Annotated in this window: 11 protein-coding genes; 5 read left to right on the top strand and 6 right to left on the bottom strand. The window is 45.9% G+C overall.

What is annotated here, in order from left to right; genetic code table 11:
• Window positions 1–103 precede the first annotated feature (103 nt).
• From FSB84_RS16155 to FSB84_RS16135, 5 genes are all read left to right on the top strand, one after another.
• Window positions 104–997 carry a bestrophin family protein gene (locus tag FSB84_RS16155; protein ID WP_130538970.1) on the top strand — a complete coding sequence of 298 codons (894 nt, stop codon included), beginning with the start codon at window positions 104–106 and terminating at the stop codon, window positions 995–997.
• Between the two features lie 48 nt (window positions 998–1,045).
• Window positions 1,046–2,581: a B12-binding domain-containing radical SAM protein gene (locus FSB84_RS16150; RefSeq protein ID WP_130538969.1), complete on the top strand. Its 1,536-nt coding sequence runs from the start codon at window positions 1,046–1,048 to the stop codon at window positions 2,579–2,581.
• A 170-nt stretch (window positions 2,582–2,751) separates the two neighbouring features.
• Window positions 2,752–3,282: a helix-turn-helix domain-containing protein gene (locus FSB84_RS16145; protein WP_225980100.1), complete on the top strand. Its 531-nt coding sequence runs from the start codon at window positions 2,752–2,754 to the stop codon at window positions 3,280–3,282.
• Window positions 3,283–3,327: 45 nt separating this feature from the next.
• Window positions 3,328–3,744, top strand: coding sequence for a response regulator (locus FSB84_RS16140; protein WP_130538967.1), 417 nt, complete (start codon window positions 3,328–3,330; stop codon window positions 3,742–3,744).
• A gap of 119 nt (window positions 3,745–3,863) precedes the next feature.
• Window positions 3,864–7,670 (top strand): chemotaxis protein CheB, encoded by a 3,807-nt coding sequence (locus FSB84_RS16135; protein ID WP_158643945.1) that lies wholly within the window; start codon window positions 3,864–3,866, stop codon window positions 7,668–7,670.
• Between the two features lie 318 nt (window positions 7,671–7,988).
• Here FSB84_RS16135 and FSB84_RS16130 read toward each other — a convergent pair whose 3' ends face one another.
• The 6 genes from FSB84_RS16130 to FSB84_RS16105 are packed head-to-tail and all read right to left on the bottom strand — an operon-like array spanning window position 7,989 to window position 17,074.
• The gene (locus FSB84_RS16130; RefSeq protein WP_130538965.1) at window positions 7,989–10,301 is read right to left on the bottom strand and encodes an ABC transporter permease subunit; all 2,313 of its coding nucleotides are present in this window, start codon (window positions 10,299–10,301) and stop codon (window positions 7,989–7,991) included.
• Window positions 10,302–10,324: 23 nt separating this feature from the next.
• Window positions 10,325–11,641: a MutS-related protein gene (locus tag FSB84_RS16125; protein WP_130538964.1), complete on the bottom strand. Its 1,317-nt coding sequence runs from the start codon at window positions 11,639–11,641 to the stop codon at window positions 10,325–10,327.
• 34 nt (window positions 11,642–11,675) lie between these two features.
• Complete coding sequence (locus FSB84_RS16120; protein WP_130538963.1) at window positions 11,676–12,965, bottom strand: MutS-related protein; 1,290 nt, start codon at window positions 12,963–12,965, stop codon at window positions 11,676–11,678.
• A 35-nt stretch (window positions 12,966–13,000) separates the two neighbouring features.
• The gene (locus tag FSB84_RS16115; RefSeq protein ID WP_130538962.1) at window positions 13,001–15,316 is read right to left on the bottom strand and encodes a Gldg family protein; all 2,316 of its coding nucleotides are present in this window, start codon (window positions 15,314–15,316) and stop codon (window positions 13,001–13,003) included.
• A gap of 11 nt (window positions 15,317–15,327) precedes the next feature.
• Window positions 15,328–16,248 carry an ABC transporter ATP-binding protein gene (locus FSB84_RS16110; RefSeq protein WP_207234169.1) on the bottom strand — a complete coding sequence of 307 codons (921 nt, stop codon included), beginning with the start codon at window positions 16,246–16,248 and terminating at the stop codon, window positions 15,328–15,330.
• Between the two features lie 43 nt (window positions 16,249–16,291).
• The gene (locus tag FSB84_RS16105) at window positions 16,292–17,074 is read right to left on the bottom strand and encodes a hypothetical protein (protein WP_130538960.1); all 783 of its coding nucleotides are present in this window, start codon (window positions 17,072–17,074) and stop codon (window positions 16,292–16,294) included.
• Window positions 17,075–17,076: the final 2 nt, after the last annotated feature.

Below are 17,076 nucleotides of genomic sequence, written 5' to 3'. Positions count from 1 at the left end.
GCATATAAGGCAGTACATGAAATTACTCATTTTTTAGCAAAGCCGCAATTTGCGGGCCCGCATCCGGCCAACAGCATTACCTGACATAAACCCCATTTAGCCTATGTTACGAGAATCCAGGATACCCATCAAATACACTTTCGGCATCATCAAATATGAGCTGACCATTGTACTATTGCTGGGACTGGCAACCCATTTAGGAGCCTTTGAACTGATGAACACATTACCGGTGATGCCACTGGCCATTCCTGCATTCCTGGGTACTTCCATATCGGTATTGCTTTCGTTCAAGATGAACCAATCATACGACAGGTGGTGGGAAGCCAGAAGGATCTGGGGCAGTATCCTGAACGATTCCAGGAGTCTGATCATTCAACTGCAATCCTTCATCGGAGTCCCTAAAACACCCATCATAAAACTGATCGGCTACCGGCAAATAGCCTGGGGTTATGTACTGGGGAGATCATTACGCAGGCAGAATGCATTGCAGTATATCGCACACCTGCTTCCCCTGCCTGAATTAACTGCAGCAGCCACACAGAACAACCAGCCACTTTTTCTTTTGCAGAATACGGCCAGGGACCTGGAGAAATTACGCCAGCGTGATACTATCGATGTACATGCGCATATCCATCTCCAGGAAACCATTATCCGCCTTACCGATTCAATGGGAGGAGTTGAGAGGATCAACAATACTGTATTCCCCTCCACCTATCGGCTGGTACTGCATTTCATCATTTACCTTTTTGTTGTAACCCTGGCCATCTCACTGAAAGACATCGACAATCGCCTGGTGATACCGCTGCTGCTTCTGATCTCTGCCGGTTTCTTTCTCATCGAGAAAGTTGCCTACTACCTGCAGGATCCTTTCAGGAACAGGCCCAGCGATGTAGCCATAACAGAAATCGCGAAGACTATAGAAAAAGATATAAGGCAGTTATTGGGAGAAGAAGCTACAGCAACAGAACCCGATACAAGAACGTACTATATAATGTAATTATGGTCCGGCACTTTACTGCTGAATTGATCACGTAACAGTATTTTCATGAAAACGCTAAAGATCGGCATTATCGACCTTGTTTGCAAAGGCCCCAATAACACTCTATGGGCTCAAACAATGCATGCAAACCTCGCCAGCATTATGCCCCAGGTTGTTGCAACCTGGTGTGAGCAGGAAGGATGCTCTGTTACACTCGTCAGTTATACCGGAAAGGAAGATCTTACAAAAGCACTTCCGGACGGAGTTGACCTGGTTTTCATCAGCGCCTTTACCCAGGCAGCCCAGTTTGCTTACGCGCTGAGCAATTTTTTCCATAGCAGGAAAGCCGTAACTGTACTTGGCGGCCCCCATGCACGGTGTTATCCTGATGATGCCGTTCAGTATTTCGATTATGTACTGGGTTTTACGACCCGTAACATCATTTCTGAAATATTGAACAATTGCAGCCGCCAGCAGCCCGTTGGACAATTTTTATCAGCCGCTAAACAAACAATCGAATTATCCAGTGTGGAAGAACGATGGAAATTCATAGAACCTACTTTGAAAAAAGCGCCATTGCTGAAGTTTGTCCCCATGCTGGGGAGCGTAGGCTGCCCTTATACCTGCCCTTTCTGTATAGATTCCACGGTGCCTTATCAATCCATGAATTTCGACCTCATCAAAACAGACCTGCAATTCCTGCTCACTAAATTCAAATCCCCCTGGATAGCATGGCATGATCCTAATTTTGGCGTCAGGTTCGGGGAATACATGAATGCCATCTCCGAAGCTGCACCACCCGGCAGTTTCCGCTTTGTTGCAGAAAGCAGCTTATCCATTCTCACAGAAGATCATTTGAAAATTTTCAGGCAAAACGGTTTCAAGGCGCTGTTGCCGGGCGTGGAATCCTGGTACGAACTGGGAAATAAATCGAGGGCATCCAATATTACAGGCGAAGAAAAGGTGAACCGAATTTCGGAGCATGTGAATATGATCCTGAGGTATATTCCCTATGTTCAGACGAATTTTGTACTGGGACTGGACAGCGATTCAGGAGCCGACCCGTTCGAATTGACCAAACGCTTCATTGACCGCTCCCCTGGCGCATTCCCGGGTTATTCACTGCTCACCGCTTTCGGAGAAGCTGCCCCGCTTAATCTCGAATACCAAAAATCGGGCAGAGTAATTCCTTTCCCTTTCCATTTTCTCGACAATCATTCAGCCATGAACATCAAGCCAAGGAATTATGAATGGATTGATTTCTATAATAAGGTAATCAACCTCACCTCCTACTCATTCTCGGCACGGGCACTTTATCGGCGCTTTAAGGCCACGCCGGAAAGGACCCCAAAATGGATGAACCTGATGCGGGCCATCTCTTCAGAAGGATATGGCAGATTGAGGTTCTACCAAAAACTCCGGCAAAAACTTACGGAAGACAAAGCCATGCGCCGTTTTTTTAATGGCGAATCCAACGAGATCCCCTCTTTCTATACATCTATCATCAAAAAAGACCTGGGTATATGGTGGGATTGGCTGCCAAAGAGCGCTCTGCATCATGATGTGAATGCATTTTTGCAAAAGAACCATGCCTGTACATGACCCAGACAGAATAAAAGGCATAACTTTAGATGATAACCCCTGCCACTTTGCCCTGAATTCATACCCTGTTTCGCTGAAAACTTCCAATCAGTCTGCTGTGCATCTTTACAGTATTGCAAATTTGTTGATCAAAACGGAAGAGAATAAGCATGTATATATACATCAAAAACATGGTCTGTGTGCGATGTAAAATGATCGTGAAAACAGTGCTGGATTCACTGGACATCCAATTCGAGGATGTGGAACTGGGGAAAGTTGTTCTTTCATCAGATCTGAATTCCGACCAAAGAAGTGAATTGAATTCCGCTCTGAGATATTATGAGCTGGAACTATTGGATTCACCCAAACAGATCCTGGTTGAAAACATTAAGATCTCCATCATTGAAATGGTAGATACTGCCAATGGAGAGAAGTCTGTTAAATTCTCCGAATTACTCAGCAGGAAACTGAACCGGGATTATACTTATCTGGCAAATACTTTTTCTGAGATCGAAAAAAGCACCATTGAAAAATTCTACATCCTGAAGAAAGTTGAACGTGTGAAAGAATTGATGCTATACGAAGGGATGAGCATCAAGGAAATTGCTTTTCAATTAAGCTATAGCAGTGTTGCACATCTCAGTACACAGTTCAAAGCGATCACAGGAATAACGCCCGCCCGGTTCAAGAAGCTATGGCAGGCGCAAACAAGAGTTTCCTGAGCAGCAGCATTCAAACAATTTGTACCCGCAGCTAAAACAAATTTTATGAGCATACATCCGAGGATATTACTTATTGTAGATGATGATCCAGATGACCGGAATCTCTTCATTGCAGCAGTGAAGGAAGTTGAAGAAACAATGATCTGCATACCGGCTGATAACGGGCAGCAGGCACTGGAACTATTGAACAACAAAGAAATCCCCCTGCCGGATTTTATTGTTCTGGACCTTAGAATGCCGCGCTACAGTGGAAAGACATGCCTCTCTGCAATAAAAGCAGACGCCAGGCTGAAAGACATCCCGGTCTTCATCTATACAACTTCCAACAATGTGGAAGAGTCAAAAGAATTAGCCCAAATGGGAGCCTGTCATTTTATGACCAAGCCAGGGAATGCAGATGAAATTTATTACCTGGTTTCGTTCATACTGGGAGAACCCTGGCATACCTATTCGAACCGCTAAAACTGTCCGCCCCTCATTTTCCTTTTGCATCAGGAAGACTTTCTCCCTATCATCGATCATAATAGCATATTTTTATGCAATATCAGGCGCTCAGTATGCCTGGAAAAAAACGTTTTTCAATGGTAAAAAAGGTCTCTGCTGCAAGAACTGCTGCTCATAAGAAGTCTGCCAAATCATCCGGCTCAGCAAAGGAATCCTTCCCTATTGTAGCAATTGGCGCTTCAGCAGGTGGTCTTGAGGCAATGACGAAGTTGATAAAGCATCTTCCACCTACTACGGGTATGGCTTTCATTTATGTTCAGCACCTCAGCCCGGAACATGAAAGCATGCTTTCCTCCCTGCTGGGAAAGAGTACCAGGATACCTGTTCAGGAAGCAAAGGATCTGGCAAAGATCCAGCCGGACAATATTTATGTGATGCCATCGGATAAGGAAATGAAAGTAGTGGACGGAAAGCTCAAACTGTTTCCCAGATCATCGGGGCGCGGCGTGAATATGCTCATCGATCTTTTCTTTTCTTCACTGGCTGAGAAACACCGGGAAAATGTGATCGGTATAATCCTCTCAGGAAGCGCTACCGATGGGACGAAAGGAATGAAAGCCATCAAGTACGAAGGAGGATTGACCTTTGCCCAGGACGACAGTGCCAAATTCAACAGCATGCCCAAGTCTGCCATCGCAGCGGGCGTTGTTGATTTTGTTCTTCCGCCGGAAGAGATCGCCCGCGAACTTATCCGGCTCAGCAAGCATCCCTATATACGGTCCAATGGAATGCAGCAGACCACGGAGGATGATATCGACAATAACAATCCGGACCTGAAGATTATCCTGAACCTACTGCACAAATCCTCAGGCGTGAATTTTGCCCTGTACAAAATGAATACGGTAAAACGACGGATCCTGCGCCGGATGCTCCTGCACAAAATAAAAACCCTGAAAGAATATGCAGGCTGGCTTCAAGATAAAAAAGAGGAAATAACCATCCTGTATAACGACCTCCTGATAAATGTAACCAACTTCTTCCGGGATCCTGAAGCCTGTAAATATCTTAAAAACACCCTGTTCCCCAAGATATTGAAAACAAAAAAGACAGGGGAGGCTCTTCGCATATGGGTTACCGCGTGTTCAACGGGAGAAGAAGCTTATTCCATAGCAATGATGCTGCTTGAGATCCAGGAAACCCGGTTCAGGGATATCCCTGTGCAGATCTTTGCAACGGACCTGAGCAACCAGGCTGTCAGCAAGGCGCGCATTGGAGTATATACCAGGCAGGAACTGGAGCAGGTTTCTCCCAAACGTTTACAAAAATTTTTCACACGCTCCAATGGCGATTACCGCATAGCACAAACGGTAAGGGATATGTGCGTATTTGCACCACACAACCTTCTGAGTGATCCCCCCTTTTCCCGGGTGGATTTCATCAGCTGCTGCAACCTCCTGATCTACTTCGATACAGCTGCACAAAAAAAAGCGATCGAAACCTTCCATTATGCATTGAACCCTGATGGCTTCCTGCTGCTTGGAAAATCAGAAACTGTTGGTTCATCAGCCCAGCTCTTTTCTGCATTCAATAAAAATCTGAAGATCTATACCCGCAAGAAGAATTCCGGTTCAGGGATACTACCGGTGCCGGACAACCGGTTCAATCGCCCCACTATGCAGGCAGACAGTATTCCGGAATTTCTGAATAAACCATCCAGGTCCTCCAACAACACCAATGGGCTCGATAATGCCGTTAATCTACTGTTGCTGTCGCGCTATGTGCCGGCCAGCGTAGTCATTAATCAGCAAATGGAAATTCTGCAATTCCGCGGTTCCACCTCTTTATATCTTCAGCACCCTGAAGGAAGGGCCAGCTTGAATATCCTGAAAATGGCCCGGCCGGAAATTGCCTTCGAATTGAGAAATGCCATTTCCAAAGCCACAAAAACAAAAAAGCCGGTACTTAAAAAAGGGATCGAATTGAATGGAGGCAAAACAGTAATTACCCTGGAAGCTGTTCCTCTCGGCAAGGAATGGGATGAACCCGTATTACTGATACTGTTTACCCAGCAGGAACTGGAAGACCCGGTACAGTTTTCTAAAAAAGCAAAAGCTGGCCCGGGGGTCAATGAACGGAAAATCGCCAGACTGGAAGAGGAAATGGCCGCCTACAGGGATGAACTTCGCACCATCAGCCACAACCATGAGGCCGCTATTGAGGAGTTGCAGAGCGCCAATGAAGAAGTGGTCAGCAGCAATGAAGAATTACGCAGCATCAATGAGGAGCTCGAAACGTCAAAAGAAGAAATACAGTCTGCCAATGAAGAACTGGCAACCACCAACCAGGAACTGCAAACCCGCAATGAGCTCCTGAATGAATCCTATCAATATTCCGAAGCCATTATTTCCACCATACATGATCCGATGATCATCCTGGATAAAGATCTCCGGATTAAAACTGCCAACAAATCCTTTTACAGGCAATTCCATTTGAATGAAGAAGAAACAGAAGGCATGTTATTGTACGATATCGGCAACCGGCAATGGAATATACCTAAACTGCGTAAACTTCTGGAAGACATCATTTCTAAGAATTCCAGTTTCAAGGATTTCGTAGTGGAACAAACATTCCCCAGGTTAGGTAAGATCATATTGAGGCTGAATGCAAGAAGAGTGCTCCAGCAAGCCCACCGTGAACAATTGATATTGCTGGCAATTGCCGACATTACCGAGTCAGTGAACAAACAGCGCATCGATACAAAAATCCTGGAAGAAAAGATCGATATCCAGCAGGAAGCTGCCAAACTATTCCGTTTTATCGCAGACACCATGCCTCAAAAAGTCTGGACAGCCGATCCTGAAGGCAAAAGAACTTATTTCAACCAGCAATGGTTAGACTATACCGGCATGAGCCCCGATGAACTGAAATCCGTGGAAACGGAAAGCGTCATCCATCCCGAGGACAAAGCAAAAGCCAACGATTCCTGGAATGAATCGATCGCTACCGGCAGGAACTTTGAGATCGAGATCCGGTTAAGAGGAAAAGACGGCCAGTACAGGTGGCATTTAAGCCGCGGCGAAGCATACAGGGATCCATCAGGAGAAATAAAGCTCTGGATCGGCACCTACACTGAGATCCAGAAACAGAAAACACAATCACTGGAATTTGAGAATGCGGTGCTTCAACGTACAAAGGAATTGCAGGCAGCCAATGAAGAGCTCAGGAAAATGAACAAGGAACTGGAATCCTTCGCGTATGTTTCCAGCCACGACCTGCAGGAACCCCTGCGTAAGATCAGGCTCTTTGTGAATCTCATTGCCAGAGAGGAAAGCAAAAATCTCTCCAGGAAAGGACATGAGTATTTTGAAAAGGTGCAGTCATCCGCTGAACGGATGAAAGTTTTGATTGAGGACCTGCTGACCTTTTCAAGGATCAATACAACAGACACCACCATCGAACTTACCGATATTTCAAAGATCATACATGAAGTGATTGCAGAACTGCATGAAGTGATAGAACAGAAAAAAGCAATAGTGGTAGTGAACAGTGTTTGTAATGCCCGCATCATACCTTTTCAATTCTATCAGCTCATCCAGAATCTCCTGAGCAATGCGTTAAAATTTGTAGATCCTGCCAGAACCCCTCATATCATTATCGAAGGAAAAAGTATTAAAGGAGATAAATCGGATAATCCGCACCTGTTGCCACAACAAACCTATTGCCATTTAAGTATCACAGACAACGGAATAGGGTTTGAACCTGAATTCCAGGAACAGGTTTTTGAAGTATTCCAACGCCTGCATAACCAGGAAGCTTATCCCGGTACTGGCATTGGGTTAGCCATAGCCAAGAAAATAGTGGAAAACCATAAAGGACTGATCACCGCTACCAGTGGGCTGAATAAAGGAACAAGGTTCGATATTTACCTTCCGGAAAAGATATGATCTTTCCCTAAATGTGTGAATTATGTAAAAACAGCCCGGGATTCCATAAAAAATGAATTCTTCCAACTGGTTAATTTTAGGAAGGGTAATTAATCTGAATATTGGAAAATGAATTACAAGGGGCTGAATTTCCATCCAGCCCCTGTGTTTTACTTGTCTGTCCATGATCCGACAAATAGAAATTTCCTCTGCAAATAGATTCTGATAGCAGCACCACCAAATATCAACTGTCCGGCGAGAGCCTGGGCAGTTGATTGATTATTTCTTTACTTCTTCACAGGATGGGTGCATATGATTTAGCCAGCAGTATGCTTACAATTATTTCCGTTTCCTTCTTATTATCAACAAAGTTCCTGTTATCAGCAACAATCCCGGGATCACATATACATATGCATACCAGATCGTTTTTCCTGTGTTCTTTCCGATAGTCAGTTTCCTGTCCTGAATATCCACAACCCTTGTATAGATCGGGTATTCATTATTCACCAGCCAGCTGTAAATCCCTGTTCCGATCTTCATACCGCTGAACGCCACTCTCGACATGAAGTCAGCATCACCGGTTATCACTATACGCTGCAACTTATTATTGATCTTTCTCTCCAGCTTTATTGCCAGTACATACTCTTCTTTTTGAATATCGCCTTCAGCTGCTGCAAAAATTGGCGCTGCCGAATCCGAGACAAACAGGCCGTTCTCAATCCATATATTTTTGTCTCCGGGAAGTGTAACAATCGGCTCGATAGTGAATCCATCCTTTTCCTGGTAACTGATATGACTGCTGCCTTTGAAACGCGCAATCGCTCCGTTCTTCCCGGTTTGCCTGAATTTCTGCATCGATTTCTCCCTGGCCATATGATTACCTGCTGCTGTCATCTTTGAGTCGAATACTCCTGATTCCACATGTTTCCTTGGGGATACGAGTATTCCCGGATCGATGTTCACGCCCAACTGGTTCAGCAAAGGATTCAACATTTGTTGTTTTCCAGGCTCGGCATAGAACAAGGCATTACCGCCTTCACCGAGATAGCGAAGGATTTTTTCCTGCTCTGTTACAGCAAGCGAAGATTTAGGGTCAGCCACCACCAGCAGCGCAGTGGACGCAGGAATATCATTTTGCAGGAGCGAAATAGTATCTGAGTTCACGCCGGTATTGGCCAGACCAGGCCTGGCATTATCGTAATTGGTATGCGTTCCGAACTCCCTTTCGCCATTCCGCCAGGGACTGCGCTCATAGTGCCCCGTTAGGAAGAGAGCACCTGGCAAACTGTCCCTCGTGAGCCTCCTGACAGACGCAGATACATTCGGTTCATCGGGCCATACTTTGGGAGTGAAAGTCCGGAGAATTGTTTTCTTTCCTTTATAATCCAGTTCCATCACCATTCGCAAGGGTTCTTTCGACAGATCGATCTTCTTCCGGATCCCATCCGGTTTCTGATATTTGCTGAGGTCCTGATCAAAGATCTTCGCCACCTGTACTGCTATCTGATCTATATTCTTGTTGGGGAATGCCTGGAAGATGCCACTGTCGCCATTCACCACATCATAGAAATATTCGTATTTGAATTTCAGATTGGGGTAGAACCTCATGTATTTATCCCAGAATCCCCATATATACTCGTTCCTGGATTCCGGAATGCCGGCCTGCAGGTTGCCGCCGAAAAGATTTACATAAGCCGTTACAGTAACGGGAGATCCGTCGAGCTCTTTGAGTACGGATTGTGTGGCGGTATCGATAGTATTCCATTTATCTCTCGTAACATCGAGATAACCTACATATCCCGGACGTGAAGTGAAATAGCCGAGCATCACAATGCCCAGTACCCATGCAAGGTTCCGCGAAAAAGGAACGGTCCATTTTACAGATTCCTGTTTCGATCTCAGCCTGAGCATTGCCAGTCCGAGGAACAAAAGGATGATGAGGATGAAGTAAGCGAGGTCACGGGTTGTGATCAGTCCACCGATCATTTTTTCTGTCCTGCCGGAAATTGACAGGAACCAGGTCAGGTCACGGACGAAATCGTATTCCTGCCAAACCCATCCTATCACGGTGAGCAGAGTGAACACCACAAAAGTGGCGATGCCGGCCATGATCTGGTAATTGGTCAAACAGGAAATATAAAGTCCGATCGCCAGGTAGGCTGCAGAAAGCAGGAAGAAGCCAAGCATCATCGATAAGAACCAACTGAGGTCTGCCTGTACGATGGTGAAATAACCTGTTCCCAGTAATAAAGCAATTGCCAGTAGCAATGTAAAATTGAAGGTCAGCAGGCCGAGATATTTGCCCAATACGATCTCTCTTGTTCTGACCGGCGAAGATCCAAGCAGGTACATGGTGCCGGCATTCACTTCCCTGCTGATAGTGCCCATGGTCAGCAAGGGGATGAACAAGTAGAAATAAGAAAGCACCTTGTTGATGGTTTCCTCAAAAAGCCGGAAAGTCAGCGGCCCTTCAAATCCTTCCCACATGGGACTGTTCTGTGCCTTGATCTGCTGCTGCCTTGCCATATCCATCAGCGGCGTTACAAATTCCATTCCGCAGATCACAAAGAAGGTAACGATTACGATCCAGGCAATGGGAGAATAGAACAAAGTTCTGAGCTCAGCCCTTGCAATTTTGAATATGATTTTCATTTCAATGATAGTTAAGATTGATTTTAATTGCCGATCAGCTCAAGAATACCTTCATTCCTGATGATCATCATGCCCTGCCGGTCTTCGGTTATACCTTGCTGTAAGCGATAAGTATATCGCGGGATCCCCGATTCCAGTACTGTTGGCATAAAAGTGAACCGGATATTATTTTTCCCTTTCAACGCCTCTCCCACTTCGATGATATGTGTGGATACGATGAACAGGCAGTTGGTATATTCAGCAAAAGCTTCCGTTACTGCCAGTGTACCATCGAAGGCATCCTTCACATTCGTTCCCTTGAACAGCTCATCGAACATCAGCAGCAAATGCTTTCCGGTAGCAGTTGCATCTGCCGCATTCTTCACACGCACCACTTCTGCGTAAAAATGGCTATAGCCCAATGCTATATTATCTGCCACATTGATACTGGAGTAAATACCTTCCCTCACGGAGAACTCCATACGCTGCGCAGCCACAGGAAACCCGATATGCGCCAGGTACATGGCAATACCGATGCTTTTCATCCAGGTGGATTTACCAGCCATATTGGCGCCGGTGAGAAAGATCACATTGCTTCCGGGAGCCATTTCGATATTGTTCCCAACAGCATGGGTGATACAGGGATGTTTCAGATCGATGGCACTGAAACAATTGGCCTTTTTTGGTAATGCCTTCGCATATGCAAATCCGTTATTTTCTGCTACACTGCCTACAGCAATGTTCACATCGGTTTGAGCGATGAACTCCAGTACTTCGCTGATCTCATTGCTCAGCCTGCTTTTCAGCAGATGATCATAAGCAGCGATGGTGCTTACAGAAATATCGGCATAGATATCCGTATCGATCAGCCTGCGCAATCCGGGCGAGCCGAGTATGCCCTGCATGCGATCAGCCTGCTGCCGGTACGGCCCGGGCATCGAACACAGTATCGTTACAAATTCCTGGCATTTCTTAAGGGTAACGATGGTGGCCTGCAGGCCCTGGATCAGGGTCTTGTAACGTTCATCACGTGTGAGCGAGGCCAAAGTCTTTTTCAACAGGATGCCTGCCCATGTCCGCAACTGGCCGCTGCCGGCCGCTGCATCTACATACTCGCGCATCAGCACCACCTGTTGCGGATCAAAGGGGAACTGAAACTTCGCTTCCTGGAAAAAACGGAAAATATCAGTGCGCTCTGTGATCAGTTCAGGACTGTCAAGCGGCATTTTGAATATTTGATCCAGCAGTTGCTCGCCCCCTCTGGTCTTTACCTGGTTGAAGAGAAAATAAACCGACCCCTGCCGGAACTTTCCCATCAGGTTCAACTCTTCCAGGGATTGCCTGTCTATTGTGAAATTCATGGTTTAATTTTTTTTATCATGGTATGCCCGGTGTTTATTCTTTCTTTCCGTTTTTCAATGTTTCAAGAATTCCCTCGTTACGGATAATGATCATACCATGCCTGTCATCCGTAATGCCTTCTTCTAACGTATAGGTATAGTCAGGGACTGTTCCACTCATCTTCGTAGGCAAATAATGGAAAGCGATATTCTTCTTTTGCTTCAGCTCATCGCCGGCCTCCACAATATGGGAGGAGATGATGAAAAGGCTGGTCTTCTTACCTGCAAATGCATGCGTAATGGCCACAGTACCTTCATGAGCATCTTTCACATTCGTTCCCCGGAACAATTCATCGAACAAAACAAAAAGCGATTTCCCGGCGCCAAGCTCTGCCGCCACCTGCTTCACCCGCAGCACTTCTGCATAGAAATGACTGGCGCCGATACCCAGGTTATCAGGCAGGTTGATAGTAGTGTAAATACCATCCATAACCGAAAATTCAACAAGCTTCGCGGCTACCGGGAATCCCATATGCGCGATGTACAGCGCCGTACTGAAACTCCTGAGGAATGTGGACTTTCCAGCCATATTGGCGCCGGTCAGGAATACTACAGACCTGCTCCCATCCATATACAGGGAATTCGCTACAGGATGGCTCAGCTCGGGATGGTACACTCCTTCCATTTTCACCACAGAGCTCCCCTTCGGTTTCGCTACCGGAAAAACAAAATCCCTTTTTACAGAAACTGCTGCCACGGAAATGAATACATCCATCTGGTAAATGAAATCCATCACAGCCAGCATCCTGTTCTTCTCCTTTACCCTGAACAGGATATCGAAAGCAGTCACCGCAGCATAAGATAATTTCGGCTGGGACTTTTCCCTGAATACAGGTTCAAGTGCGGGATCATTCAGGAGTTTTGTCATGGCTATCCTTTCCCTTGTTAATCCTTCCACTTTTGCTATATCTCCCTGTTCAAGATAATGGCGTACAGCATGCAGCAACTCAATGATAGCTGTTGCCCCATTGCTGATCTCTTTCTCTCCCATCGTCGCTTTTTGCCCATCTTTGTTTTCATGGTGCGACAAATATTTCTCAACACTGTCCAGCAATCCTGATCCGAAAGAGAATGCCGCATTCAGCTTCGCCAGGGATGCGATGATCCCGGCTCGCTCCATAATGGCATCCTGGTCAGACAACGGATTCCTGAACATTTTCTCCAGCAGCAATTCTCCTCCCCTGGTGGCTGTGTTGTTATAGATATCGTATATGCCTCTCTGTTCCTTTTTGGAAAAGAGCCTGAGATCTCCGATGGTTTGATCATCCGTTTGCAAAAACTTCATCACTTATTATTATTTTCTGATCGGATATATTATTGCTATTTTCTTTTCCTTCTCACTAAGAGTATGGTGGCCGCCAGCAGTATGAAGGCGGGAATACCATACACATATAATTGTATCTGTCGTTTGGCTGTTTTCTCGCTGATGGTCAGGAACCTGTCTTCAGGAATAGGGTAATTGGCATATACAGGGTACATATTGTTCAGCCCCCAGCTGTAGAATGTATGACCAATATTTCCATGGCTGATCCTTTTGGACGACATGAAATCTGCATCGGCAGCTACCACGATGCGCTGTTCCTTATTGTTGATCATGCGCGACATTTTCACCGCGATGATGTATTCATCTCTTTTTACATCACCTTCGGCCGGATTAAATTTGGGAGCAGCTGAATCCACTACCAGTATACCTTTTTCCAACCAGGTATTGGGATGCCCGGGCTCGGTGATCACTGCCTCCACTTTGAAACCATCTATTGGTGAGGCGATGATATTACCTGTTCCTTCACTTGTAATCTGTCCACCGCGTTCACCATAGCGCTGGAAATATTCCATGGCCTTTTCTTTGGCCATATAGTTACCAGGTTTTGTAAACTTGCTGACGAGGATATGAGGCATCTCGTGAGCATTGGGATGCACCAGTGTGCCTGGTTCAACCTGCACTCCGATCTTCTTCAGCACGGGGTCCAGGATAAATAGTTTGGAGGGCTCGGTAAAGATCAGCGCATTCCCTCCCTCTTCGATGTAGCGGTTGATATGGTTCAGTTCTGCTTCATTGTATTCAGACCGGGGATCAGCAATCACCAGCAGATCCGTATTGCCGGGAACGGGCTTATCCGAAACAGAAACAGTATCCACATCCACACCTTTGTTCACCAGAGCAGCACGGATATACACATGCGTAGTATTATTGCCATAATCCCTGGGTGTGAATCGCATGGGATCACGTTCAAAATGTCCTGTGAGAAAATTGACGGTTACCTCTTTCGAACGCACCAGTCTCATGATGGTGCCGGCAACATCGTCCTGCATTGGCCAGACATCCTTATCGTTGTACACCGATAAGAAAGCCTTCTTTCCTTTGTACTCCAGCTCCATCAGCATCCTGAAATCTTCTTTTTTCAGGTCTGCATAATTTTCCATCTCTGCTGCTTTTTTGAACAGGGATTTCCGGATGCCCAGGATCTCAGCTTCGATCGCTGCAATTTCTTCGATGCTTTTACCAGGGTATCTTTGATAGAAGGAGCTATCCCCTTCCTTCATGCTGTAATAATATTCATACTTAAAGGAAAGGTTTGGATAGAAGCGGATATACCTTTCCCAGAAATCCCAGATATAGCGGTTCCTTTCCTGTGGCAGTCCTGCGCTCGCTTTCGGATAGAACAGGTTGGTGTACAGTGTAACGGTCACCGGTGAGCCATCCATTTTTTTCAGCACATCCTGTACAGCAGGATGCAGGGTATTGATCTTGTTCCGCGTTACATCCAGATAAGAAATATAGCCCGGCCTGGAGCTCAGGTATCCCAAAGCCAACACCAGCAATAAACAGAGTGCATATCTTGAAAAAGTGACTGTCCATTTTTTCGATTCCTGAGTACTTTTGATCCTGATCATAGCAAACATCAGGAAGAGGAAAATGATCAGTATAAAATAGATCACATCCCTGCTGGTGATCAAACCCATCAGCATGAATTGCACTTTTCCGGAAAGTGAAACGGCTCGCGTAACATCCCGAACCAGGTCGTATTGCTGTCCCATACCTGAAGTGGCAGATAACAGGAAAAAAGCACCAAAGGTCAATACTGCCGCCACCAGCTGATATTGGGTCAGACAACTGATGAACAATCCGATGGCAGTATAAGTATTCACCAGCAGGAACAATCCCATTAGCACAGACAGGAACCAACTGGTATCAGCATGTTGAATATTTACGCTGGCAGTTGCAAGTATCAGTACAAAGCCTAGCAGGAAGATCACATTGAAGCATACCATCCCCAGGTATTTGCCCAGGATGATCTCGCGCGTTCTTACGGGTGAAGAATACAATAGCCTGATGGTTCCGCTGTTGAATTCCCTGTTCACCACTCCCATGGTAAGTAGTGGAATGAAAAGATAAAGAAAAGACAGTACCGTCATCAGCATGGGTATGATAAGAACATTCCCCAATCCTTTTTCGAAACCGATCCAGTCAGGTTTATTGGACTGGAACACATCCTGCATACGCATGACGCCTGCCTGTGGCAGAAAATAGACGGCCGCTGCGAACGCATAAAAAACGAAGATAACAAACCAGGCCACCGGAGAATAGAACATATTCCTGAGCTCTGCCCGGGCTATTTTAAAAATGATTCTCATAAAGCTGGTGTTTAAGATTGCCTGGACAATTGTTTGAATACATCATCTAAGAGGGATCTTTCAAGGTTGATCTCCTGCAGCCTCCACTGGTGCTGCATACTGGCGGCAATCACCAGCTCTGTGATATTATCGGCACCGGCGAAATAGATCCTGCATTGCCTGCCCGAGAGGAATTCCACTTTGGTCACTCCTCTTAATTTCAGCAGCTCAGCTTCAGCAGGCATATTCTCCATCACGGCCAATACGCTGGAAGGTTGCAGGTAATTGTTGAAAGAATCCATCGAGTCGGAGAAAACGATGCGGCCTCCTTCGATCATGATGATGTCGCGGCATAAGAGATTGATCTCAGACAGCACATGGGAAGACAATAATACGATATGCTCATTGCCGATCTCCCTGATCAGTTTTCTCGCTTCGATGATCTGGTTTGGATCGAGACCATTGGTGGGCTCATCCAGTATCACCACACTGGGTTTGTGAATGATGGCCTGTGCAATACCAACCCTTTGCCTGTAACCACCGGAGAGGTTCTTGATCAGCCTGGAACTGAAATGTGCGATTCCTGTTTTGTCCATCGCTTCGGCCACAGCTTTCTTCACTGCTGTTTTTTCAATGAAGCGCAGATCTGCCGCATAGGTCAGGTATTCGTTCACGGTAAAGTCGAAATAGAGTGGCGGTGTTTGCGGGAGGAATCCTAACTGTCGTTTCGCCAGCCGGGGATCATCCTTTTTATTGATGCCATTGATGTACACTTCACCTTCTGTTTGTTTCAGCACGCCACAAATGATATTCATGGTGGTGGATTTACCGGCTCCATTGGATCCCAGCAATCCGATCACTCCTGTTTGGCTGATCTCGAAACTGATGTCACGGATAGCCCAGGCAGTAGAATACCTGTGGGAGAGGTTCTCCACTTTTAACACTGTACTCATAATATGTAATGGATAATTTAGATGCTCAAATGAGGACGATTATTTATCGATAATTGATCCGCGTTACAGCAGGCAGTAAAGTTCCTGTAGCGCCTTGTTTTCCTGTAAGCACAAGGGTGTTTGAACGGTTGTACCAGAAGACGCCAGGATCGTACAACTTTTCTATAACATAGGTTGTGATCAGCGTTCCGGTATTGGAGTCGGTTATTTCAAATTCATATTTCTGAATAGACTTCACAACGCTGAGCTTCACAAATTCTGAAAGGGAATATAACGGTAAGTCCTGTACGAAACTTCCTGCAGGCTCTCCTTTCAGGTTCACACTGATCACCTGGTCTTCGCTGAAGTTGGCGAACCTGATCCAGGTTACGCTGTCGGCATTACCAAGCGGCGGAATGATGTCTTTCTGCCAGGTATATTTTGCCGATGTTTTGGAACCATAAATGAACATGGAATAGATGGCGCCATTCTCAAATTTCTCTTTTGCCATTATGATGGGCTGGTCTTTCTGCATGGTGTCCGGTATGCTATACCAGGATAGTGTAACCGAAGAATTGACCGGATCATTTACATTCAGCCGCAGGGTCGCTTTATTAAGGATCTGACGGCTGAGCCGGAAATAGTCCGGCCGCTGATCAGATAAATTGGTATATAGTCTGGTGCCATCATTGAGAGCATTGAACACCTGTATGGCGGCCGGATTGCCGGGATTCAGTTCTCTCTTATTACAGGCGGACAAGAGCACCGTCAGCAGAAAAACCGTAAAGGTCAAAGGTTTCAGGCATTTCATGCCGCGCTTCTTTAATTGTATATCGGTGAATAACATGG

This window comes from Pseudobacter ginsenosidimutans, from assembly GCF_007970185.1.
Lineage (GTDB): Bacteria > Bacteroidota > Bacteroidia > Chitinophagales > Chitinophagaceae > Pseudobacter > Pseudobacter ginsenosidimutans.
Note: the sequence above shows the minus strand (reverse complement) of the source record. Positions and strands in the feature narration are given on the sequence as shown.

Bases quoted from the DNA above. Each gene is read 5' to 3' on its own strand.
- FSB84_RS16150 (WP_130538969.1), top strand. From the start codon at position 1,046: ATGAAAACGCTAAAGATCGGCATTATCGACCTTGTTTGCAAAGGCCCC.
- FSB84_RS16120 (WP_130538963.1), bottom strand. From the start codon at position 12,965: ATGAAGTTTTTGCAAACGGATGATCAAACCATCGGAGATCTCAGGCTC.
- FSB84_RS16155 (WP_130538970.1), top strand. From the start codon at position 104: ATGTTACGAGAATCCAGGATACCCATCAAATACACTTTCGGCATCATC.
- FSB84_RS16105 (WP_130538960.1), bottom strand. From the start codon at position 17,074: ATGTTATTCACCGATATACAATTAAAGAAGCGCGGCATGAAATGCCTG.
- FSB84_RS16110 (WP_207234169.1), bottom strand. From the start codon at position 16,248: ATGAGTACAGTGTTAAAAGTGGAGAACCTCTCCCACAGGTATTCTACT.
- FSB84_RS16140 (WP_130538967.1), top strand. From the start codon at position 3,328: ATGAGCATACATCCGAGGATATTACTTATTGTAGATGATGATCCAGAT.
- FSB84_RS16125 (WP_130538964.1), bottom strand. From the start codon at position 11,641: ATGAATTTCACAATAGACAGGCAATCCCTGGAAGAGTTGAACCTGATG.
- FSB84_RS16135 (WP_158643945.1), top strand. From the start codon at position 3,864: ATGGTAAAAAAGGTCTCTGCTGCAAGAACTGCTGCTCATAAGAAGTCT.
- FSB84_RS16130 (WP_130538965.1), bottom strand. From the start codon at position 10,301: ATGAAAATCATATTCAAAATTGCAAGGGCTGAGCTCAGAACTTTGTTC.
- FSB84_RS16115 (WP_130538962.1), bottom strand. From the start codon at position 15,316: ATGAGAATCATTTTTAAAATAGCCCGGGCAGAGCTCAGGAATATGTTC.
- FSB84_RS16145 (WP_225980100.1), top strand. From the start codon at position 2,752: ATGGTCTGTGTGCGATGTAAAATGATCGTGAAAACAGTGCTGGATTCA.